The sequence below is a fragment of the Phreatobacter cathodiphilus genome, assembly GCF_003008515.1.
GTDB classification, from domain to species: domain Bacteria; phylum Pseudomonadota; class Alphaproteobacteria; order Rhizobiales; family Phreatobacteraceae; genus Phreatobacter; species Phreatobacter cathodiphilus.
Genome location: NZ_CP027668.1, coordinates 173,280 through 194,696 on the forward strand (window position 1 = coordinate 173,280; position 21,417 = coordinate 194,696).

At 68.9% G+C, this 21,417-nt stretch carries 20 protein-coding genes and 1 pseudogene; 15 read left to right on the forward strand and 6 right to left on the reverse strand.

Annotated features, from left to right (window positions below):
* Window positions 1–97: 97 nt before the first annotated feature.
* Window positions 98–589: a MarR family winged helix-turn-helix transcriptional regulator gene (locus C6569_RS00845; RefSeq protein WP_106750828.1), complete on the reverse strand. Its 492-nt coding sequence runs from the start codon at window positions 587–589 to the stop codon at window positions 98–100.
* A gap of 129 nt (window positions 590–718) precedes the next feature.
* Here C6569_RS00845 and C6569_RS00850 point away from each other — a divergent pair, with 129 nt between their 5' ends.
* The 12 genes and pseudogenes from C6569_RS00850 to C6569_RS00900 all read left to right on the forward strand — a co-directional run bounded on the left by C6569_RS00850 (window position 719) and on the right by C6569_RS00900 (window position 12,879).
* Window positions 719–2,452: a thiamine pyrophosphate-requiring protein gene (locus tag C6569_RS00850; RefSeq protein WP_106747066.1), complete on the forward strand. Its 1,734-nt coding sequence runs from the start codon at window positions 719–721 to the stop codon at window positions 2,450–2,452.
* 68 nt (window positions 2,453–2,520) lie between these two features.
* Window positions 2,521–3,516: a Bug family tripartite tricarboxylate transporter substrate binding protein gene (locus C6569_RS00855; protein WP_106747067.1), complete on the forward strand. Its 996-nt coding sequence runs from the start codon at window positions 2,521–2,523 to the stop codon at window positions 3,514–3,516.
* 102 nt (window positions 3,517–3,618) lie between these two features.
* Window positions 3,619–4,833, forward strand: a complete 1,215-nt coding sequence (locus tag C6569_RS00860) for an amino acid ABC transporter substrate-binding protein (protein ID WP_106747068.1) — start codon at window positions 3,619–3,621, stop codon at window positions 4,831–4,833.
* Window positions 4,834–5,091: 258 nt separating this feature from the next.
* Window positions 5,092–5,967, forward strand: a complete 876-nt coding sequence (locus tag C6569_RS00865) for a branched-chain amino acid ABC transporter permease (protein ID WP_106747069.1) — start codon at window positions 5,092–5,094, stop codon at window positions 5,965–5,967.
* The gene (locus tag C6569_RS00870) at window positions 5,964–6,914 is read left to right on the forward strand and encodes a branched-chain amino acid ABC transporter permease (RefSeq protein ID WP_245898200.1); all 951 of its coding nucleotides are present in this window, start codon (window positions 5,964–5,966) and stop codon (window positions 6,912–6,914) included. The genes C6569_RS00865 and C6569_RS00870 overlap by 4 nt, the downstream gene beginning before the upstream one ends.
* 4 nt (window positions 6,915–6,918) lie before the next feature.
* Window positions 6,919–7,650, forward strand: coding sequence for an ABC transporter ATP-binding protein (locus C6569_RS00875; RefSeq protein ID WP_106747070.1), 732 nt, complete (start codon window positions 6,919–6,921; stop codon window positions 7,648–7,650).
* A pseudogene (locus C6569_RS22120) lies at window positions 7,643–8,071 on the forward strand (ABC transporter ATP-binding protein); the annotation flags it as partial. The gene C6569_RS00875 and the pseudogene C6569_RS22120, both read left to right, overlap by 8 nt.
* A gap of 414 nt (window positions 8,072–8,485) precedes the next feature.
* Window positions 8,486–9,937 (forward strand): aldehyde dehydrogenase, encoded by a 1,452-nt coding sequence (locus C6569_RS22125; RefSeq protein WP_245898301.1) that lies wholly within the window; start codon window positions 8,486–8,488, stop codon window positions 9,935–9,937.
* A 64-nt stretch (window positions 9,938–10,001) separates the two neighbouring features.
* Window positions 10,002–10,604 (forward strand): nuclear transport factor 2 family protein, encoded by a 603-nt coding sequence (locus tag C6569_RS00885; protein WP_106747072.1) that lies wholly within the window; start codon window positions 10,002–10,004, stop codon window positions 10,602–10,604.
* A 311-nt stretch (window positions 10,605–10,915) separates the two neighbouring features.
* Window positions 10,916–11,770 carry a protein-methionine-sulfoxide reductase heme-binding subunit MsrQ gene (locus C6569_RS00890; protein WP_106747073.1) on the forward strand — a complete coding sequence of 285 codons (855 nt, stop codon included), beginning with the start codon at window positions 10,916–10,918 and terminating at the stop codon, window positions 11,768–11,770.
* Between the two features lie 64 nt (window positions 11,771–11,834).
* Entirely contained in the window at window positions 11,835–12,242 is a 408-nt protein-coding gene (msrB, locus tag C6569_RS00895; protein WP_106750830.1) for a peptide-methionine (R)-S-oxide reductase MsrB, read from the forward strand.
* Between the two features lie 88 nt (window positions 12,243–12,330).
* Window positions 12,331–12,879, forward strand: coding sequence for a hypothetical protein (locus tag C6569_RS00900; protein ID WP_106747074.1), 549 nt, complete (start codon window positions 12,331–12,333; stop codon window positions 12,877–12,879).
* Here the strand turns inward: C6569_RS00900 and C6569_RS00905 are convergent, their stop codons facing one another.
* The 4 genes from C6569_RS00905 to C6569_RS00920 form a co-directional block, all read right to left on the reverse strand.
* Window positions 12,880–13,977, reverse strand: coding sequence for an ABC transporter ATP-binding protein (locus tag C6569_RS00905; protein WP_106747075.1), 1,098 nt, complete (start codon window positions 13,975–13,977; stop codon window positions 12,880–12,882).
* Window positions 13,978–13,989: 12 nt separating this feature from the next.
* Window positions 13,990–14,904: a carbohydrate ABC transporter permease gene (locus C6569_RS00910; protein WP_106747076.1), complete on the reverse strand. Its 915-nt coding sequence runs from the start codon at window positions 14,902–14,904 to the stop codon at window positions 13,990–13,992.
* Complete coding sequence (locus tag C6569_RS00915) at window positions 14,901–15,884, reverse strand: carbohydrate ABC transporter permease (RefSeq protein ID WP_106747077.1); 984 nt, start codon at window positions 15,882–15,884, stop codon at window positions 14,901–14,903. Before C6569_RS00915 ends, C6569_RS00910 begins: the two co-directional genes overlap by 4 nt.
* A 138-nt stretch (window positions 15,885–16,022) precedes the next feature.
* The gene (locus C6569_RS00920; protein ID WP_106747078.1) at window positions 16,023–17,360 is read right to left on the reverse strand and encodes an ABC transporter substrate-binding protein; all 1,338 of its coding nucleotides are present in this window, start codon (window positions 17,358–17,360) and stop codon (window positions 16,023–16,025) included.
* Between the two features lie 439 nt (window positions 17,361–17,799).
* Here C6569_RS00920 and C6569_RS00925 point away from each other — a divergent pair, with 439 nt between their 5' ends.
* Together C6569_RS00925 and C6569_RS00930 are read left to right on the forward strand one after the other, a co-directional pair.
* Entirely contained in the window at window positions 17,800–18,282 is a 483-nt protein-coding gene (locus tag C6569_RS00925; RefSeq protein WP_106747079.1) for a nuclear transport factor 2 family protein, read from the forward strand.
* A gap of 132 nt (window positions 18,283–18,414) precedes the next feature.
* The gene (locus C6569_RS00930) at window positions 18,415–18,894 is read left to right on the forward strand and encodes a DUF2938 domain-containing protein (RefSeq protein WP_106747080.1); all 480 of its coding nucleotides are present in this window, start codon (window positions 18,415–18,417) and stop codon (window positions 18,892–18,894) included.
* Here C6569_RS00930 and C6569_RS00935 read toward each other — a convergent pair.
* The gene (locus tag C6569_RS00935) at window positions 18,867–19,799 is read right to left on the reverse strand and encodes a LysR substrate-binding domain-containing protein (protein WP_106747081.1); all 933 of its coding nucleotides are present in this window, start codon (window positions 19,797–19,799) and stop codon (window positions 18,867–18,869) included. The two genes, C6569_RS00930 and C6569_RS00935, sit on opposite strands and share 28 nt — an antisense overlap.
* A 250-nt stretch (window positions 19,800–20,049) precedes the next feature.
* Here C6569_RS00935 and C6569_RS00940 point away from each other — a divergent pair, with 250 nt between their 5' ends.
* On the forward strand, window positions 20,050–21,408 hold the full coding sequence (locus C6569_RS00940) for an NAD(P)H-dependent oxidoreductase (RefSeq protein ID WP_106747082.1): 1,359 nt from the start codon (window positions 20,050–20,052) through the stop codon (window positions 21,406–21,408).
* Window positions 21,409–21,417 lie beyond the last annotated feature (9 nt).

Here is a 21,417-nt window from a genome sequence, read left to right on the forward strand (position 1 = left end):
ATCGGCGGACATGGCGGCGTCGGATGTTGGCCGTCTCCCTAGGCCCATCCGCGGCAAAAAGCCATGCATTTCGCATATGCGGTAAACCGAACGGGGCTCAGCCGAGTTCCGCCGCGATCTTGCGCAGCAGGGCGAGGAACTCCGCCTTCTTCTCCCGGCCCACGATGCGGTCGAGTTCACGGTCGTGGTCGAGGGCCGCCCGCATCAGCCGCTCGCGATGGGCGCAGCCGGCGGGGGTCAGGGTCAGCGTATAGCTGCGCCGGTCGTGCGCCGTGCGCTCGCGCAGCACGAGGCCGCGCTTGACGAGGTCGTCGAGCGTCGAGGTGAGGGTCGACTTGTCGCGGCCCGCCGCCTTGCCGAGGGCGGTCTGGGTGAGGCCGGGATTTTCCGCGATGAGGGTCAGCACGGCGAAGCGCCGGGGCTTCAGGCTCTTGTCCCCGACCCTCTGGGCGAAGGTGCGGAACGAGGCCTCCTGGGCGATGCGCAGGTGGAAGCCGATGAAGTCGCCGAGCGGGCCGAGGCGCGCCGGCTCTTCCCGGCGGCTGCCGGCATCCTGCGGTTCGTGTGGATCGGTCTCAATCCGGGCCATCAGGTCCCTGCCGGGCCTCGCGGCGCCCGTGTTCACCATGACCATCGCACGGCCGGTCCGGACCCCACAAGACGGTGTTGACTCTAACAGTTGGATATCCAACTAATTCAGTCGCAAGCAGGGCTGCCGATGTACACAGCGTCCACCGCCTTTCTGGAAGCGCTCGCCGAGGCCGGCGTCGAATATCTGTTTTCCAATTTCGGCAGCGACCACCCCGCGCTCATCGAGGCGCTGGCTGAGGCGCGCGCCGCCGGCATCGCCATGCCGAAGGTCGTCACCTGCCCGAACGAGATGGTGGCGCTCACCGCCGCGCAGGGGCACGCCCAGGTCTCCGGCCGCGCCCAGGCCGTCATCGTCCACGTCGAGTGCGGCACCCAGTCGCTCGCCGGCGCCGTCCACAACGTCTCCAAGGGCCGCGTGCCCGTGCTGATCTTCGCCGGAGCCTCGCCCTTCACCCAGTTCGGCGAGATGAAGGGCAGCCGCAACGAGTTCATCCAGTGGATCCAGGACGTCCACGACCAGCGCGGCATCGTGCGCGGCTACATGCGCTACGACGCCGAGCTGCGAACGGGGCGCAACATCAAGCAGATGACCTGGCGGTCCCTGCAGTTCGCCCATTCCGACCCCAAGGGTCCCGTCTATCTGATGGGCGCCCGCGAGGTGATGGAAGAGGCGCTCGACCCCGCGGCGCAGGCGGGTCTGGACGTCGCCGACTTCGCCCCCATCGCGCCTTCGGCCCTGCCGCAGGAGGCGGTGCACGCCCTGCTCACCGATCTCGCCGGCGCCCGCCGCCCGCTGGTCGTCACCTCCTATCTCGGCCGCAATCCGCAGGCGGTGGCCGAGCTGCAGCGCCTCGTCGGGCCGCTCGGCATCGCCGTGCTGGAGAGCGTGCCGAACGCGGTGAACCTGCCCCACGATGACCCGATGTATCAGGGCTGCCAGTGGAACGAGCCGCGGCAGAATCCGCTCCTCGCCGAGGCCGACTTGGTCGTCGTGATCGATTCCGACGTGCCGTGGATTCCCACCGTCTCGAAGCCGCGGGGCGAGGCGAAGATCTGGCACCTCGACGTCGATCCCCTGAAGCAGGACATGCCGCTCTGGTCGATCCCGGCCCGCCGCGTCTTCCGCGTCCATGCCGAGACGGCGCTCGCCCAGCTCAATGCCGGCCTCGACCGCATCAGCCTCGACGTCGCCCGCATCGGCGAGCGGCGCGCCCACTACGCGCGCCTGCACGAGGAGCGGAAGGTGGCCCTCGCCCGCGCCGAGGCGAAGCCCGCCGGCGACCGGCTCACCGCCGAATATGTCACCGCCTGCGTGCGCGCCCATGTCGATGCCGACACCATCGTGCTCAACGAGGGCATCACCAATTACCCCGTCGTGGTGAACCACATCGCGCCGACCCGAGCCGGCCAGATGCTCAATTCCGGCGGCGGCAATCTCGGCTGGACGGGGGGCGCCGCCATCGGTGCCAAGCTCGCCGCGCCGGGCAAGACGGTGATCGCCCTCACCGGCGACGGCTCCTACATGTTCTCCCAGCCCTCCACCGTCCACTGGATGGCGCGCCAGTATGGAACGCCCTTCCTGCAGGTGGTATTCAACAACCGGGGATGGCGCGCGCCCCGTTACTCCACCCTGGCGGTCCATCCCGCCGGCCATGCCAGCCGCGCCGCGGATATCGGCGTCGCCTTCGACCCGCCGCCGGACTACTCTGAGATCGCGGCCGCCGCCGGCGGTGCCCATGCCCGAAAGGTCAGGCACCCCGACGAGGTCGAGAGCGCGATCGCGGAGGCGATGCATATCGTGAAGACGGAGAAGAGGGCGGCTGTTCTCGACGTGTGGCTGCCCCATCTCATGGAAGGCTAGAGGAAACGATCCGGGACGATCCGGCGGCGCTGAACGACCGCGGACGGAACGACAGGGAGGAACGAGGAATGACGGGACTTTCGATCCGGACCGATCGCCGGCGCGTCTTGGCCGGCGGCTTGGCGCTCGGCGCCGCGGTGGCGGCGCCCAGCCTGGTCAGGGCCCAGGCCTGGCCGAGCCGCAACATCCGCATCGTCGTCGCCTTCCCGCCCGGCGGCGCGGCGGACATCGTGACGCGCCATCTGGTCGAGCGCCTGACACAGGAATGGGGCCAGGCGGTCGTCGTCGAGAACCGCGGCGGCGCCGGCGGCAACGTCGCCTCGGCGGAAGTCGCCCGCTCCGAACCGGACGGCCACACGCTGCTCATCACCTCGAGCGCGGTCGCCATCAACCACCTGCTCTATGCCCGCATGCCGCTCGACACGTTCAAGGACCTCGCGCCCGTCGGCATGGGCATCACGGTGCCCAACGTCATGGTCGTGCCGTCGGCATCCGCGGACAAGACCGCCGCCGACCTCCTGGCCCGCGCCCGCGCCAATCCCGGCAAGCTCACCTACGGCTCGGCGGGCATCGGCTCCTCCATCCACATGGCCGGCGAGCTGTTCAAATATCTCGCCAAGGTCGACATGGTCCACGCGCCCTACCGCGGCGCCGGCCCCGCCATGAACGACCTCATCGGCGGCCGTCTCGACGTCATGTTCGACACGCTCACCGTCTCCGCCGCGCAGATCAAGGGCGGATTGATCCGTCCGCTCGGCGTGTCGACGAAGGAGCCGCTGGCCGAGCTGCCGGGCGTGCCTGTCATCTCCTCCGTCGTCCCGGGCTACGAGATGCAGTCCTGGTTCGCCTTCTTCACGGCGGCCGGCACGCCGCGAGAGATCGTCGGGCGGCTGTCGGCGGGGCTGAACAAGGCCCTGCACGACCCCGGCGTGGTCAAGCGCCTCGCCGAGATCGGCACGACGCCGGTCGGCTCGACGCCGGAGGAGCTCGCCGCCGCCATGCAGGCGGAGGTCCGGCTGTGGGAGCCGGTCATCAAGGCCGCCAACATCCGCATCGCCGGCTGACGGCGGGAGAGACGACATCCGCGCGGGCCACCAAGAGCCTGCCGGGTGAAGGGACGAATGGGAATGCCAACCCCCGGACGGGGACACCAGAGGAGGTCCACGATGAGCACATTCAAGCCCACTCGCCGCGCCGTCGTCGGCGGCATCGCCGCAGCGACGCTCGCAGCACCCCAGGTCCGCGCCCAGGCAGGCCCGGTCAAGATCGGCTTCTCCATCTCGAAGACCGGGCCCAACGCCGGCGGCGCCAACGTCACCACGCTGCCGAACTACCAGCTCTGGCTGAAGGAGACCAACGAGGCCGGCGGTCTGAAGCTGCCCGGCGGCCAGCGGCGCCCGATCGAGTTCGTCGAATATGACGACCGCTCCCAGTCCGAGGAGGCGGTGCGCAACATCGAGCGCCTGGTCAACCAGGACAAGGTCGACCTCCTGCTGCCGCCCTGGGGCACGGCGATGAACCTCGCGGTGGCGCCTTCCTTCAACCGCGGCGGCTTCCCGCACCTCGCCTCCACCTTCTTCGTCGAGCGCCAGCCCGAGCTGGTGAAGCGCTGGACCAACATGTTCCTCTTCCTCGACCGCCCCTCGACGGCGATCACGGCGTTGACCGACCTGCTCGCCACGCTGAAGGACAAGGGTCTCGGCAACACGGTGGCGCTCGCCTCGGTCCAGGACCAGTTCGGTCTCGAGCTCGTCAGCGCCGCACGCGCCGGCATCGCCAAGGCCGGCTTCCAGATCGTCATGGACCGCCAGTACCCGCCGGGCACCCAGGACCTCGCCCCCATCATCTCGGAGGCGGCGCGCCTGAAGCCCGACATGTTCCTCGCCTTCTCCTATCCGCCGGACACGCTGGCGCTGACCGAGCAGGCGCGTATCGGCGGTCTCAACCCGAAGGTCTTCTACACCGCCGTCGGCACCGCCTTCCCGCTCTACAAGCAGCGCTTCGGCGCCAATGCCGAGGGCGTCATGGGCATCGGCGGCGTCGATGTGACCGATGCGAAGATCAAGGACTACATCGCCCGCCACAACCGCATCGTCGGCCGCGAGCCGGACCGCTGGGCCTCGACCACCACCTATTCGACGCTGCAGGTGCTCACCCAGGCCATCGAGCGCGTCGGCATCGACAAGGCGGCGATCGTCAAGGACGTGGGATCCCAGTCCTTCGAGACGATCCTCGGCACCATCAAGTTCGTCGACAACCAGCGCGTCGACCAGTGGTGGGTCGGCCAGTGGCAGCAGGGCGAGTTCGTGGCCCTTGCTCCCACCAAGGTCGGCGGCACCAAGGCGCCGGTCTTCCCGAAGCCCGCCTGGCCGACGGCGTGATGGGATGACGGTGAGCGGCATCGCGTCGAAACCGCCGGTGCGGGGCGCTCATGTCCGAGCGACCGCCGCCGGCCGTGAAGACGGGCCGCGCTTCCCCTCCCCCCGCTTGCGGAGGGGAGGGGCCAGGGGTGGGGGGCATGTCGATGTCGCGGAGCTGGACACCCCCACCCGGCCCTCCGCTGCGCTCGGGCCACCCTCCCCGCCGCAAGCGGGGGGAGGGGATCGCCGGGGGCGGCGCCCTGTATTCGGAGACGCTGAATGTTCCTCGTCGACGTCATCCTGTCGGGCCTGATCCTCGGCGGCATCTACGCGCTGATCGCCATGGGGCTGTCGCTCCAGTACGGCGTCGCGCGGATCATGAACCTCGCCTATGGCGAGTTCACCATCGCCGCCTCCTTCCTGGCCTATGTGCTGTTCAGCGCCGCGGGCGTCAGCCCCATCCTGGCGCTGGCGGTGGCCATGCCGCTCTCCTTCGCCCTCAACTGGGGCATCTACCGCGTGCTGATGACGCCGCTGGTGCGGCGCGCGAAATCACCCGGCGCGCTTGAGGTCGATTCCATCCTCGCCACCTTCGGCCTGCTCTTCGTCGTGCAGGGCATCCTGCTGGTCGTCTTCGGCGGCTCCTATGTCAGCTATTCCTATCTCGCCGTTCCGGTGCAGATCATCGGCTCGACCGTGGCGCTGAACCGCCTGCTGGCGGCGGGCCTGGCGGTGGCCATCGCCCTGGCGCTCACCGCCTTCCTGATGCGCACGCGCATCGGCACGGCCATCCGCGCCGTCTCGGTCAACCCGGCCGCGGCCCCCCTCGTCGGCATCGACACGACCGCCTATGCCGCCTTCGCCTTCGGCCTCGGCGGGGCCCTGGTCGCCGCCTCCGGCGTCCTCGTCTCCATGTTCTTCACCTTCAACGCCGCCATGGGCGTGGTCTTCACCATGAAGGCGCTGATCGTCGTCATCATGGGCGGTGTCGGCAACATCTTCGGCGCCCTCGTCGCCGGCCTCATCCTGGGGCTTGCGGAATCGCTCACCGCCGCCTTCCTCGACGGCGGCCTGACGCTCGCCGTCAACTTCGCCCTCTTCCTCGCCATCCTGCTGGTCAAGCCCACCGGCCTGTTCGGAAAGGCCGCGCGATGACCATGAAGCCCTGGCTGCCGCCCCTGCTGGTCCTCGCCGCCGCGGCGGCGCTCGCTCCGCTCCCCATCGTCGCCGGCTCCTACTGGATGGCGCTGCTCGTCAACATCCTGATGTATGCGACGCTCGCCACCGCCTGGGCGCTGTTCTCCGGCCCGACGCACTACGTCTCGCTGGCCACCGCCGCCTTCTTCGGCCTCGGCGCCTACACCATGGCCTTCCTCGGCGAGACGCTGCCGCTGCCGCTGGTCTACGGCGTCGCGGCGCTGATCGGCGCCGTCGTCGCGACCGTCGTCGGCCTGTCGACGCTGCGCCTCTCCGGCGTCTATTTCGTCATCTTCACCTTCGGCCTCGCCGAGCTCGTCCGCCAGCTCGTCACCTGGGGCGAGGCGAAATACGGCGGCACGGTCGGCCGCTTCGTCTTCATCGACGTCACCCAGCAGGGCATCTACTGGATGCTGCTCGGCCTGCTCGTGGTCATCCTCCTCACCGGACTCGCAATCCAGCGCTCCCGCCTCGGCTGGGCGCTGCGCGCCATCGGCGAGGACGAAACGGTCGCCCGCCACGCCGGCATCGACACCACCGTGTCGAAGGTCGCCGTCTTCGTCGTCTCCGCCACCTTCATGACCCTGGTGGGGGCGATCATGGCGCCGCGCTGGACCTACATCGACCCCTCCATCGCCTTCAACCCGATCATCTCCTTCCAGGTGCTGATCATGGCGCTGCTGGGCGGGGCGGCGCGGCTCTACGGGCCCATCCTCGGGGTCGTACCCCTCGCCATCCTGTTCGAGATCCTGCAGGCGAACTTCCCCAACTACTTCTCCATCCTGCTCGGCATTGCCTTCCTGGTGATCGTCTATTTCGTGCCGAACGGGATCGTCGGGCTCATCGACCAGGGCCGCGGCGCCATCGTCAGGGCGGCGCGCCGTCGCCCCCATCCGGCGGAGTGAGCCCATGCAGCCGCTGATCGAACTCCACGGCGTCTCCAAGAGCTTCGGCGGCCTGCGCGCCGTCGACGGGCTCACCGCCACCATCCGCCGCGGCGAGGTGGTGGGCCTCGTCGGCCCCAACGGCTCCGGCAAGACCACAGCCCTCAACCTCATCACCGGCAACCTCACCGCCGATTCCGGCGCCATCGTCTTCGAGGGCCGCAACATCGAGCGCGAGGCGGCCCATCGCATCACCCGTGCCGGCATCGCCCGCACCTTCCAGCTCGTGCGGGTCATGCCGACCATGACGCTGGCCGAGAACGTCGCGGTCGGCGCCATGTTCGGCGCGCGGCCCTGCGGCCCGTCGGAGGCCGAGGAGCGCGCCCTGCCGCTGCTCGTCCGCGTCGGCCTCGCCCCCCGGGCCGGAGAACGGGCGCAGAGCCTCACCTATATCGACCAGAAGCGGCTGGAACTCGCCCGGGCGCTGGCCGCCCAGCCGAACCTGCTGCTGCTCGACGAATGGCTCGCCGGCCTCAATCCCACCGAGCTGAAGGAGGGCATCGCCCTCATCGCCTCGCTCGCCCGCGACGGCCTCACCATCGTCATGGTCGAGCACGTGATGGACGCCATCCGCGCTCTCTGCACCCGCTGCATCGTGATGAACGCCGGCGCCAAGATCGCGGAGGGCACGCCCGCCGAGGCCCTCGCCGATCCCGGCGTCGTCAAGGCCTATCTCGGAGACGACGACGATGCTTGAGGTCGCCCGCCTCTCCGCCTCCTATGGACCCCACCGGGCCGTCGACGACGTCGCGCTCCATGTCGGCCGCGGCGAGACGGTCGCCATCCTCGGCGCCAACGGCGCGGGGAAGACCACCCTCCTGAAGGCGCTCGCCGGGCTCATGCCGGCCGGGCAGGGGAGCGCCATCACCTTCGAGGGCCTGCCGATCCGCGCCGCCGATCCGCACCGCATCGTCGAGCAGGGTATCGCCCTGGTGCCTGAGGGGCGCGGCATTTTCGGCGACCTCACCGTCCGCGAGAACCTCATGCTCGGCGCCTTTCCGAGGCGCGCCCGTGCCCACGAGGCGGCGACCCTCGACGACGTGCTGACGCTCTTCCCCCGCCTCGCCGAACGCCTGTCGCAGCAGGTGCGCACCATGTCGGGCGGCGAGCAGCAGATGGTCGCCATCGGCCGGGCGCTGATGAGCCGGCCGAACCTCCTCATGCTCGACGAGCCCTCGCTCGGCCTGTCGCCGGTGATGACCGGCGAGCTCTTCAAGGGGCTCGCCGCCATCAAGGCGCGCGGCATGGCGATCCTCATCGTCGAGCAGAATGCGCGGCGGTGCCTCAAGCTCGCCGACCGCGCCTATCTCATCGCCAATGGCCGCATCGTCGGCGAGGGCCTCGCCGCCGATCTCGCCAACGACCCGCAGGTCGCCGCCGCCTATCTCGGCGGCGCCGCCGTTCCCGCCAACGACGACGGCGCCGACGTCGCCCCGCCGCCGATTTTCTCGCCGTCGCCCCTGCCCTCGACGGGCGAGGCGCCTGTTCCAGCCCCGGCCGTTCGTGCCGCCCCCGCGCATCCGGAGAGTTCCATGAAACACGTCAACCTGATGATCGATGCCCGCGAGATGGGTGCCGCCGACGGCCGCACCTTCGACCGTCTCGACCCGATGACCGGCGAGGTGGCGACCCGCGCCGCCGCTGCCACGGTTTCGGACGCCGTCGCCGCGGTGGACGCGGCGGCTGCGGCCTTCCCGGCCTGGTCGGCCCTCGGCCCCAACGAGCGGCGGACGAAACTCAATGCCGCCGCCGACCTGATGCAGCAGCGCGCCGAGGACTTCGCCTCCGCCATGATGACCGAGACGGGCTCGACCAAGGGCTGGGCGCTGTTCAACGTGGGCCTTGCCGCCGGCATGCTGCGCGAGGCCGGCGCCATGACCACCCAGATCACCGGCGACGTCATCCCCACGGACAAGCCGCACAACCTGGCCCTCGCCATCCGCCAGCCGGTCGGCGTCATCCTCGGCATCGCGCCGTGGAACGCCCCCGTCATCCTCGGCGTGCGCGCCATCGCCATGCCGCTCGCCTGCGGCAACACCGTGGTCTTCAAGGCCTCCGAACAGTGCCCGGCGACCCACCAGCTCATCGGCCAGGTGATGCGCGACGCGGGACTGCCGGCCGGCGTCGTCAACGTCGTCACCAATGCGCCGGCCGACGCCGCCAAGGTGGTGGAGACGCTCATCGCCCACCGCGCGGTGAAGCGGGTCAACTTCACCGGCTCCACCCATGTCGGCCGCATCATCGCCGAGACGGCGGCGCGCTACCTGAAGCCCGCCCTTCTCGAGCTCGGCGGCAAGGCGCCGCTCGTCATCCTCGACGACGCCGACCTCGACGAGGCGGTGAACGCCGCCGCCTTCGGCGCCTTCATGAACCAGGGCCAGATCTGCATGTCGACCGAGCGCATCGTGGTCGACGCCAAGGTCGCCGACGCCTTCGTCGAGAAATTCGCCGCCAAGGCGAAGTCGCTGCCCTTCGGCGACCCGCGCTCGGGGAACGTCGTGCTCGGCTCCATGGTCTCCGCCGAGGCGGCGAAGCGGGTGAAGACGCTCATTGACGACGCCTCGGCCAAGGGCGCATCGGTGGCCGCCGGCGGATCGCTGGAGGGCACGGTCATGCCCGCCACCATCCTCGACAGGGTGACGCCGGCCATGCGCATCTACGGCGAGGAGAGCTTCGGCCCGGTGGTGACGGTGGTGCGCGTCAACGGCGACGAGGAGGCGATCCGCGTCGCCAACGACACCGAATACGGCCTCTCCGCCGCCGTCTTCTCCCGCGACATCGGCCGTGCCCTCGGCGTCGCCAGGCGCATCGACAGCGGCATCTGCCACATCAACGCGCCGACCGTGCACGACGAGCCGCAGATGCCCTTCGGCGGCGTCAAGGCCTCGGGCTACGGCCGCTTCGGCGGCAAGGCCGGCATCGACGCCTTCACCGAGCTGCGCTGGATCACCATCCAGACCGGCCCGCGTCACTACCCGTTCTGAGGGGTCCGGTCGTCCTCATCGTCAGCCACATCGATCACTCGCCATTGGACTACCGGAAATGCCCATGACCGAAGACATCATCGAACGCCTCGCCATCCGCGACCTCGTGGAGAACTGGGCCCTATGGCGCGACGCGGGCAACTGGGACCGCTTCCTCACCTGCTGGCACGACGACGGGCGGATGATGGCGACCTGGTACCAGGGGCCGGCGGCGGACTTCATCCGCGCCAGCCGCGAGGGCTGGGCCAAGGGCGTGTCGATCCTCCACTTCCTCGGCGGCACCACCATCGACCGGACGGGCGACCGCGCCATCGCCCAGACCAAGATGACCATCTCGCAGCGCGGGCCCGTCGACGGCGTCCTCTGTGACGTCGTCTGCACCGGCCGCTTCTACGACTTCATCGAGAAGCGCCAGGGGCGCTGGGGCGTCGTGCTGCGCCAGCCGATCTACGAGAAGGACCGGCTCGATCCGGTCCTGCCCGACGCCAAGTTGACGCTCGACCCGGACCTGCTCGCGCAGTTCCCGGAGGGCTACCGCCACCTCGCCTACATCCAGACCAAGATCGGCTACACGGTGAAGCGCGACATGCCGGGCCTGCGCGGTCCCGAGGTCGAGGCGCTCTACCGCCGCGGCAAGACCTGGCTGGAGGGTGGGCCTGCGGAGTGAGGGCGGAGGGCGTAGCCCCTCACCCTTACCCTCTCCCCGCACACGGGGAGAGGGGGACTTCGACGTCTCGCCGATTGTGGATCGCCGGAGCCGGGCACACCCATTGGGTGAGCCCGCGACGCTGGCGCCCCCTCTCCCCGCCTGCGGGGAGAGGGTAGGGGTGAGGGGCCACCAAGACCCCCCTCCGCCTGCGGGCATCGGACAAAGGGGACGGGCCCCGCCCCTCCTCACTTCAACGTGAGGCCACCGGCTGTAACCTCTTGCGGTCCGACCGCGTATGGCATGACATCGAACCCGTCGAAGGATGCCGCATGCTGCCGTGGAACGACCGGGCGGGACGCCTCTCCGTCCTCAAGCTGATCGTCTTCCTGGGGGTTCTCGCCCCCGGGCTGTATATCGCCGCCCAGGCGGCCACCGGCACGCTCGGCTCCAAGCCCATCACCTCGGCCATCCATCAGTCCGGCGACTGGGCGGTGCGGCTGCTGCTCGTCTCGCTGCTGGTGACGCCGCTGCGCTTCATCGCCGACTGGCCGAAGCTGATTCTCGTGCGCCGCATGGTCGGCGTCGCCGCGGCGGCCTATGCCCTCGCCCACCTCCTCTTCTACGTGGTGGAGCAGGCCTTCGACCTGCAGAAGGTGGCGAGCGAGATCCTCCTGCGCTTCTATCTCACCATCGGTTTCGTCGGCCTCGGCGGGCTCGTCGTCCTCGCCGCCACCTCCACCGACGCGATGATCCGCCGGCTCGGCAGCACCGCCTGGAACCGGCTGCACCTCCTCACCTATCCCATCGCCTTCATCGCCATCTGGCACTTCTTCCTGCAGACGAAGATCGACGTGTCGCAGCCGGTTCTGATGCTCGGCTTCTTCGTCTGGCTGATGGCGTTCCGGGCGATGCGCGCGGCCGGCATCCAGGTCCGCCCGTTGCAACTCGCCGGCCTCGCCATCATATCGGGCGTCGCCACGGCGCTGCTCGAGGCGCTGTGGTACGCCACCATGACCGGCGTCATGGCCTCGCGCATCCTCTACGCCAATCTCGACGTCGGCTTCGGTATCCGGCCGGCCCTCTGGGTGACCATGGCCGGGCTCGCGCTGGTCGCCGTCAATCTCGTGCGGGCCCGCAAGGCCGGGGCCCCGCGCGGCCGACGGGCGGCCGTGGCCGCGGAGTGAGATCATGAGGCTCGCCGACATCCGGGCGCTGTTCGCGCCGAACCATTCGAAGGGAGACCACGCGATGGAGACCGCCACCAAGACCTTCCCCGTCACCAAGACGGACGCGGAATGGCGCAGCATCCTCACGCCCGAGCAGTACCAGGTGCTGCGCGGCCACGGCACGGAGCGGCCGGGAAGCTGCGCGCTCAACCACGAGAAGCGCGCCGGCACCTTCTCCTGCGCCGGCTGCGGGCAGGAGCTCTTCGTCTCGCACAAGAAGTTCGAGAGCGGCACGGGCTGGCCGAGCTTCGACCAGCCTCTGCCCGGCTCGGTCGAGGAGACCGTCGACCGCTCCTGGGGCATGGTGCGCACCGAGGTGCACTGCGCCAATTGCGGCGGCCATCTCGGCCATGTCTTCCCCGACGGTCCGCCGCCGACGGGCCTGCGTTACTGCATCAACGGCGTGGCGCTGAACTTCCGGCCGGCCTGACGGAAACCGGACCTTAAGCCGGAGCGGCGAGGCTGCGACGGGGTTCGCCGAACCCCGCCGCATCCCTCCGAGCCGAGGCCGTCCGTCCATGTCCGCGCACGCCCATCCGCCGTCCCTCGACCGCGACAAGGCCCTGATCGACGTCGCACGCGTCATCGTCGCCAGCGCACTCACCATCGGGTCGGTGCTGCTCACCGCCTTCGGCTTCGTCGAGCGGGTCGTCGGCATCGAGCGCATCGCCACAGACCGACGTTTCACCCTTCTGGCGCTGATGCCGGGCGCCGCGGCGCTCGCCTTCCTCGCCAGCGGCCGGGCGCTCGGCGCGCTCTACGACGTCAGCGTTCCCGCCCGCAAAATCCCCGCCTGGCGCCGCGCTTTCCTCCGATTCGTCGACATTTCCGGCGCCTACGGCCTTTTCGCCATCGTCATATCCGGCCTCGTCGCGGTGGCGAGCTTCCTCGCCATCGCGCTGCTCCTGGACCTGCGCCTCATGGTCCTGTCGACGCTCAGCGGCGTGCTCGCCTTCTGCGTCGCTCTGTCCGGCATGCTGATGCGCTATTCGCCGCGCCGCCGGCTGATCGACTTCGCGCTCGCCGTCTCGATCCTCGTCGCCATGGCCATCGACCAGTTCTACTGATCACAGCACCATGCCCGCCGAATCCATCAGATGCATGTGGTTGAGATTGGCGGCGAGCCGCATGGGCTGGCCGTCTGCCGCTCCCGCATTGGGGCTGACGCGCCCGCATAGCGCCTCGCCGGCGATGGTGAAATAGACGAGGGTCTCGTTGCCCATCGGCTCGATCACGTCGAGCGTGATGTCGAAGGGAGCGACGCCGGGATCCATGGCGGCGGAGGTCTCGGTGATGTGCTCGGGGCGCAGGCCCAGCACCAGCCCCGCCTGTCCGGCGAAGCCCTTGTAGCGCTCCACCCGCTCCGGCGGCACCGGCAGCACAATGCTGTCGGTGATGGCGAGGTCGATGCCGCCCTCCCGAGCGCGCAGCTGCACGGGAATGAAGTTCATCGCGGGCGAGCCGATGAAGCCGGCGACGAACCGCGTCTTCGGATGGTGGTAGAGCTCGTTGGGCGGCCCGATCTGCTCGATGCGGCCGTTGTTCATCACCACCACCCGGTCCGCCAGCGTCATGGCCTCCACCTGATCGTGGGTGACGTAGACCGTGGTGGTGCGCACCTTCAGGTGCACCTTCTTGATCTCGGTGCGCATCTGCACGCGCAGCTTCGCGTCGAGGTTGGACAGCGGCTCGTCGAACAGGAAGACCTTGGGGTTGCGCACGATGGCGCGGCCCATGGCGACACGCTGGCGCTGGCCGCCGGAGAGCGCCTTGGGCTTCCTCTCCAATAACTCCCTGATGTCGAGGATGCGCGCCGCCTCGTCCACCCGGCTCTTGATCTCCGCTTTCGGATAGCGCTTCAGGCGCAGGCCGAAGCTCATGTTCTCCGCCACCGTCATGTGCGGATAGAGCGCGTAGTTCTGGAACACCATGGCGATGTCCCGGTCCTTCGGCGGCACGTCGTTGACCACGTCGCCGTCGATGGCGATGTCGCCGTCGGAAATGTCCTCGAGCCCGGCGATCATCCTGAGCGTCGTCGACTTGCCGCAGCCGGACGGGCCGACCAGCACGACGAACTCCTCGTCGGCGATGTCCAGGTTGATGCCGCGCACGGCCTCCACGTCGCCGTAGCGCTTAACGACGTTCCTGAGCGTTACTCCTGCCATTGTCTGCTCCCGTCAGCCCTTGGTCGCGCCGGCGGTCAGGCCTGCGATGTAGTAGTCCATGAGGAAGGCGTAGATGATCAGCGGCGGCAGGGCGCCGAGCAGCGCCCCCGTCATGATCTGGCCCCAGGCGAAGACGTCGCCGCGGATCAGCGTGGTGATGATCCCCACGGGGAGCACGAGCTGGTCGACGGAGGTCGTGAAGGCCAGGGGATAGAGGAACTGCGCCCAGCTCACCGTGAAGGCGAAGATGGTGGCGGCGATGATGCCGGGCAGCGCCACGGGAATGAAGATGCGCGTCAGCGTCTGGAACCACGAAGCGCCGTCGATGATCGCCGCCTCGTCCAGCTCCTTCGGGATGGAGGCGAAATAGCCGATCATGATCCAGGTGCAGAAGGGCACGGTCAGGGTCGGATAGACGACGAGCAGCACCCACCAGCGGTTCAGCATCTGGATGCCCGTCCACTCGTGGAACACGGCGAACATCTTGAACAGCGGGATGAAGAGCAGCGTGTCCGGCACGAGGTAGGTGAGGAAGACGCCCGTGGCCAGCGTCGCCGAGCCCCAGAACCGCATGCGCGACAGGGCGAAGGCGGCGGGGATCGAGATCAGCATGGTGATGGTGACGACGAAGGCCGACACCACCACCGAGTTGCGGAAGAAGACGAGATATTCCGGCTTCGTCAGCAGCTCGACATAGTTGGCGAGCGTCGGGTTGTAGACCCACCAGGGGTTCGTCGCCGCCGAGATCTCCGCGCTGGTCTTCAGCGAGGTGATGAACATGTAGATCGGCGGCAGGAGGAAGAAGGCCGCGAAGATCACGAGGAAGAAGTAGGACCAGCGCAGCGCCCAGGTCCTGTCCCGGCTCATCGAGCCGTAGGCCTTGTTGCGCGAGGGCGCGCCCTTGTCCGTGACGGTCGCCGCGGTCATGCCTCGTTCCCCCGCTGGTTGATGTCGCGCAGGATGAAGATCGCCGCGACCGCCAGGATCGGCACCATGAACAGCGACACCGATGCGCCGAGCGGAATGTCGCCGCCCTCGATGCCGAGCTTGAAGGCCCAGGTCGCGAAGAGATGGGTCTGGTCGAGCGGTCCGCCGGCGGTGAGCACGCGGACGATGTCGAAATTGGCGAAGGTGACGATGGTGGAGAACAGCGCCGTGATGGCGATGATGTTCCGCATCATCGGCAGCGTCACGTACCAGATGCGCTGCCACCAGTTGGCGCCGTCGATGGCGGCCGCCTCGTAGAGCTGGTCGGGCACCGATTTCAGCGCCGCCAGATACATGATCATGAAGAAGGGCGCGCCCACCCAGATGTTGACGAGGATGACCGAGAACCGCGCCCAGCTCGCGTCTCCCGTCCAGGGAATGCGGTCGAAGCCCATGCCGGTCAGCACGTAGTTGAAGGCGCTGTAGGAGGGGTCGAAGAGCCAGAGCCAGGCGAGCGTCGACATGGCCGGCGGGATGACCCAGGGGATCAGCAGCATGCCGCGCCACTTGCGCTGGCCCTTGGCCGGGATGTTGTGGACGAAATGGGCGAGGATGAAGCCCAGCAGCGCCTTGAAGATCACCGCGGTGATGGCGAAGAGGCAGGACTGGTAGACCACCTTCCAGAAGGTTTCGCGCGTGAAGAGGAACTGCATGTTGCCGAAGGGCATGTGCGTGCAGATCACGTCCGGCAGCCAGGAGCAGTTGCGCATCCAGGCCACGCTCGTCATCGATTTCCTGAGGGTCGACAGGTAGATGGCGTAGAAGGCCGGATAGATCACGAGGCCGAAGATCAGGAGGATCAGCGGCAGCGCCATCAGGAAGGCGACCGTCGACTTGCGCTGGAAGAAGCGGCGCACCGGGTTCGACCGCACCGCTGCCCGCCGCCGCGGGGGATCGGATGAGAGGACTGCATCTGCCATCGGGTGTCGCCGCCTCGCGAGGGTGATCCGGAACAATGGGTTGACGTTGCCGGGCGGCGGCACGCGGGGCGCGCCGCCGTCGTCCTGTGGGGGGAGCGCCCGCAGTCGCCCCGTCCGGTGCGATGAGCCCGGCGCGGATCAGCCGCGCAGGAAGCCTTCCACCTCGCTCTCGGCCCAGGCGAGCGTGCGCTCCATGGGCTCGCCCTGCAGGTGCCGGACGATCATCTTCGTCAGCGTCGCCTGGCTGTAGATCTGCTGGGCGATCTTCGGCGGCGCCGGCGAGGCGGCGATGGAGAGCGTCTGGTGGTTGTGCGGGTTCGGGTAGTGGTAGAGCGTGCCCTTCGGCGGCCCTTCCTCGGCCCAGGTCGGCAGCGTCGTCAGCTTCTCGAAGGAGGGGATGTCGTAGCCGGCCGAGGCCGCCACGAACTTCGCCACCGCGTCGGGCTGCGACATGGCCACGAGCAGGCTCTTGGCCGCCGGCTTGTTCTGCGAGAACGACCAGATGTTCCAGAAATAGGGCAGGAACGGCGCATAGCGGCCCTTCGGCCCCGCCGGCATGCCGTGGGTCCAGCACTGGGCGGCGATCTGCGGCGCGTCGCGCTTGGCGACCGCCCACGCGCTCGGCGGGTTCATGATCATGGCGCCGCGGCCGGAGACCAGCCAGCGGTTGTTGGAGCCGTCGTCCCAGGCCGGCGCGTCGGCCGGATAGAACTTCGCCGCCTTGACGCAGAACTCCAGCGCCTGGCGCACCGGGTCGGACTTCACCGTCAGCTCGCCCTTGGCGTCGACCAGCGCCGCGCCGAAGGACAGGAAGAAGGCGCCGGCCGTGTCGACGGAATCCGTCGTGTCGCCGAGCCCGACGCCGAAGGGCACGCCCGCCTTGTGGCAGGCCTCCGCCGCCTTGAGATAGGTGTCCATGGTCCAGCCGTCGGCCTTCGGCGCCGACCCCGCCGGATACATGGCCTGGATGTCGATGCCGGCATGCTGCTTGAGCAGGTCGATGCGCGAGCACGGGCCCTTGATCTGCGAACCGATGGTGGAGGGCACGCCGAGCCACTTGTCGCCGGCCCTGTTCAGATACCGGACCGTGTCGTTCACCTGGCCGTTCTGGCTGATGAGCTGAGTCATGATGTCGTTGCAGGGCTCGAGCAGGTCGGCATGGGCCTGCGGCCACCAGGTCGGCATGGCCAGCATGTCGTGGCCGGACTTGGCCTGCGCCTCGGCGGCGATCGTGAGCAGGTTCTTGTTCCCCTGGGAGGGGATGTAGTCGATCGTCAGCTCGACCTTCTCCTTGGCGGCCCAGGCCTGCGCCACCTCGGTGGAGGCCTTGTTGGCGCCGGGCACCCAGTGGTCCCACAGGCCGATGGAGAGCTTGCCGGCGGCATGGGCGTGACGCACGAAGGGCGTGGCGAGCGCCGTGGTGGTGATCGCCGTCGCTGCCAGGAACCGGCGACGGCTCAGGGTCTGTCTGCGCATGGTTGATCCTCCCGAGGGCTGACGCGGCCAGGGGGCCGCGCAGAGTGGACGCCGTGCCGACCTCGTTCGGCGTGTGCGGCAGGCCCCCTCGAGGCCGTGCCGCCCGCATGCCGGCTTGGGCGTTGGGGGCAGTAAACGACAAAAATCGATTTAGTCAAAGACGCGGATACTGCGGCAGCGGAAGATGTCGTCTCGCAGGTGCACAAGATCCGCCGCCTTGTATCATACAATTCGCCACCCGTGTGCGTTGCGGAATCAATGGAAACAGTAGCTTGTGATCCCGTGAGACCTGTGCGTTGCAGCAAGAGGCGGGCAATTCTGTCGCGGCCGCGGCCGGACGACGAGGGCGATCAGCCCGGCGGGTCGACAGCCCCGCCGCCTTCTGGTCCTATCCGGGGATGGTGCGCGGCCTCACGCCGGTCGCGCCGGAGGAGACCCGATGACCACCCCGCATGCCGAGGCCACCGCCCTGCTCGACGCCTTCCGCGACGCCGTGGCCCGCCGCGACGGTCGCGCCTTCGCCGCCCTCTTCACGCCGGATGGCGTCTATCACGACGTCTTCTATGGCGCCTTCCGCGGCACCGACGCCATCGCCGGCATGATCGACGACGTCTTCTACCGCACGGCCGAGGACTTCCGCTGGGACTTCCACGATCCCCTCGGCGACGGGCGCCTGCTCTACGCCCGCTACACCTTCTCCTACCGCTCGCTGTTGCCCGAGGCGAAGGGCGCGCGGGTGCTGTTCGAGGGCGTCGCCATCATCCGGCTGGACGGTGGCAGGATCGCCGATTACCGGGAGGTTGCCGACACCGGTCCCGCCTTCGTCGACCTCGGCTTCGCGCCCGAGCGCATCGCCAAGATCCTCGGCCGCCAGGGCGCGGCGCTGAAGGCGCGCGAGGAGATGCGGCGCCATCTGGCGTGAGGGGCGAGCACAAAGGTCGCCACCCGCCACGCAACCCTGCCACCCGCACCGACCCCGCTTCTCTGCGGCGCCCCGATCGTCCAGATTGCCGCCACGCCGCGCCGGCAGAGCGCGGGACGGGGAGTGTCTTCCATGGCTGAATTCATCTGGCGGTCCATCGTTCTCGGCGTCGCCGCCACCGCCCTGCTCGACCTCTGGGCGCTGTTCCTCCACCGCGCCTTCGCCGTTCCCCCGCCGAACTGGGCCATGGTCGGGCGCTGGGTCGGCCACCTGCCGCAGGGCCGCTTCATCCACGACGACATCGGCCGCGCCACGCCCGTGCCGAACGAGCGCGCCATCGGCTGGATCTTCCACTATGCCGTCGGCATCGCCTTCGCCGCGGCGCTGCTGGCCGTCTGGGGCCTCGGCTGGGCGCGCATGCCGAGCCTCGTTCCCGCTCTCATCGTCGGCTACGTCACCATCGGCTGCGGCTGGTTCATCCTCCAGCCCGGCATGGGCGCGGGCATCGCCGCTTCGAAGCGCGACAACGCCATGCAGATCCGCATGCTCAACATTCTCGGCCACACGGTCTTCGGCCTCGGCCTCTACCTCGCCGCTCTTCTCACCCGCTGAGGCGGCTCGCTGCCCGCCCTGTCCGCCGCCATTTCCTCGGTGATCCAGGCGACGAAGGCCTCGATCTGCGGCCGCGCCCGGTCCTCACGCCGGTAGACGAGGCGATGGGCGACGGCGGTGACGCCGAGCGGGCCGAAGGGCGCGACGAGTTCGCCTGCGGCCAGCATGCCGCCGGCCTGGAGCGTCGATTCCAGCATCAGGCCGAGACCGTCGCGGGCCGCCATCAGCCCGAGATAGGCACGGTCGAAGGTCATGCCGCGCCGCGCCAGCATCACATGCGGCGCGTGGCGGGCGATCCACTGGTCCCACTGCACCACGCTGCGCACCGAATGGATGAGCGGCACGGCGCTGATGTCCTCCACCCGCGTCAGCCGGTGCTGCGCGACGAAGCTGGGGCTGGCCAGCGGCATCACCGTCTCCTCGCACAGCACCAGGCCCTCGCAGGCCTCCGGCACCGGCCGGTTGTACTGGATGTCGATCATGAAGCCGTCGTCGCCGAGCTTGGCCGGTTCGTGGCCGGCGAAGAGCGTCAGGTCGATCTCCGGGTGGCGCGTGCGGAAGGAGGGCAGGCGCGGCACCAGCCAGAGGGTGGCGAGGCTCGGCGCCGAATGCAGCATGAGCCGCAGCACCGACCCTTCCGAGGCGAAGCGGCTGGTCGCCACCGCGATGCGGGTGAAACTCTCGCCCAGCGCATTGGCATAGGCCACCGCATCCTCGGTCGGCTGCACCGTGCGGTTGCGGCGCACGAAGAGCGGCTTGCCGAGAATGTCCTCCAGCATGCGGATCTGATGGCTGACCGCCGAGGGCGTCACGTTGAGCTGCTCGGCGGCCCTGGCGAAGGTGCCGGTCTCCATCACCGCCGCGAAGGTCTGCAGGCATTTCAGCGGCGGCATGCCCCGGATCATCGGTGAATCCTCCTCATCGATTTCAGCAGTTTATTTCGTTTCCGTGAAATTCGCATCCGCGTTAGCGTTTCCTCAAGACACGTCGACGGCCCGGTCAGCAGGGTCGCGGGGAGGAAGCCATCAGGGTGCCGCAGGCCATGCGGCGTTCGGGACGCGCCATCGGGCGCGCCGCAGCCTTTCCGTATCCTGTGCCTGCCTTCGACGGTCCCGGCGCCCCGCGCCGACTTCGGAACTGTCAGAGGACGACGGCATGAACCTCCATCGGATGCTTCTCGAACGGCAGGCTGCCGGCCGCCCCGTGACCGTGGGCCTCATCGGTGCCGGCAAGTTCGGCACCATGTTCGCCAGCCAGTGCCGCCTGACCGAGGGCATGCACCTCGTCGGCGTCGCCGACCTCAATCCGGATCGCGCCCGCTCGCAGCTCAAGCTCGGCTCCTGGCCGGCAGAGCAATATTCCGCCACCTCCATCGACGACGCGCTGAAGACCGGCCGCACCGCCATCCTCGACAATGCCGACCTTCTGGTGACCCATCCCGCGATCGAGGTCATCATCGAGGCGACGGGCGATCCCGGCGCCGGCATCCGCTTCGCCATCAAGGCGATCGACAACGGCAAGCACATCGTCATGGTCAACGTCGAGGCCGACGCCGTGGCCGGCCCCATCCTCGCCCGCAAGGCCAAGGCCGCCGGCGTCGTCTATTCGCTGGCCTGGGGCGACCAGCCCGCCCTCATCGCCGACCATGTCGACTGGGCGCGGGCCTGCGGCTTCCGCGTCGTCGCCGCCGGCAAGGGAACGCGCTACCACCCGACCTACCACCAGTCGACGCCCGACACGGTCTGGGACATCCTCGACAAGTACATGAAGATCCGCGACCGGAACTCCATCAACCCGAAGATGTTCAACTCCTTCGTCGACGGCACCAAGTCCGGCATCGAGATGACCGCGGTGTGCAACGCCACCGGCCTGCATGCGCAAGCCGAGGGCCTGTCCTTCCCGCCGGCGACGCGCTTCGAACATGCCGAGATCTGCAAGCCGCGCTCGGCCGGCGGCGTCCTCGAAAAGGCCGGCGTCACCGAGGTCACCTCCTCGGTCTATCGCGACGGCACCGACGTGCCGCATTCCCTCGTCATGGGGACCTATGTCGTCTTCGAGAGCGACAGCGCCTACAGCCAGGAGTGCTTCCGCGAATACTCCATGCTGCAGGATTCCTCCGGCAAGTACTCCTGCCTCTACCGACCGATCCACATGATCGGGCTGGAGCTCGGCTACTCCGTCGCCTCGGCCGCCCTGCGCAAGGAGCCGACCGGCGCGGCCATCTGCTTCAACTCCGACGTGGTCGCCACCGCCAAGCGCGACCTCTCCCCCGGCGAGATGCTGGACGGGGAGGGCGGCTTCTGCGTCTGGGGCAAACAGACCCCGGCCGAGGCCTCGCTCGAGCAGGGCTACCTGCCCCTCGGCCTCGCCCACAACGTCAAGCTCAAGAACCCCATCAAGGCCGGCCAGCGGCTGAAGTGGTCGGACGTCGCCTATGACGCCGACAGCCTTGCCGTGAAGGTTCGGCGCGAGATGGAGGCCGCCTTCGCCAAGCCCAACGCCAAGGTCGCGTGACGACTGCGG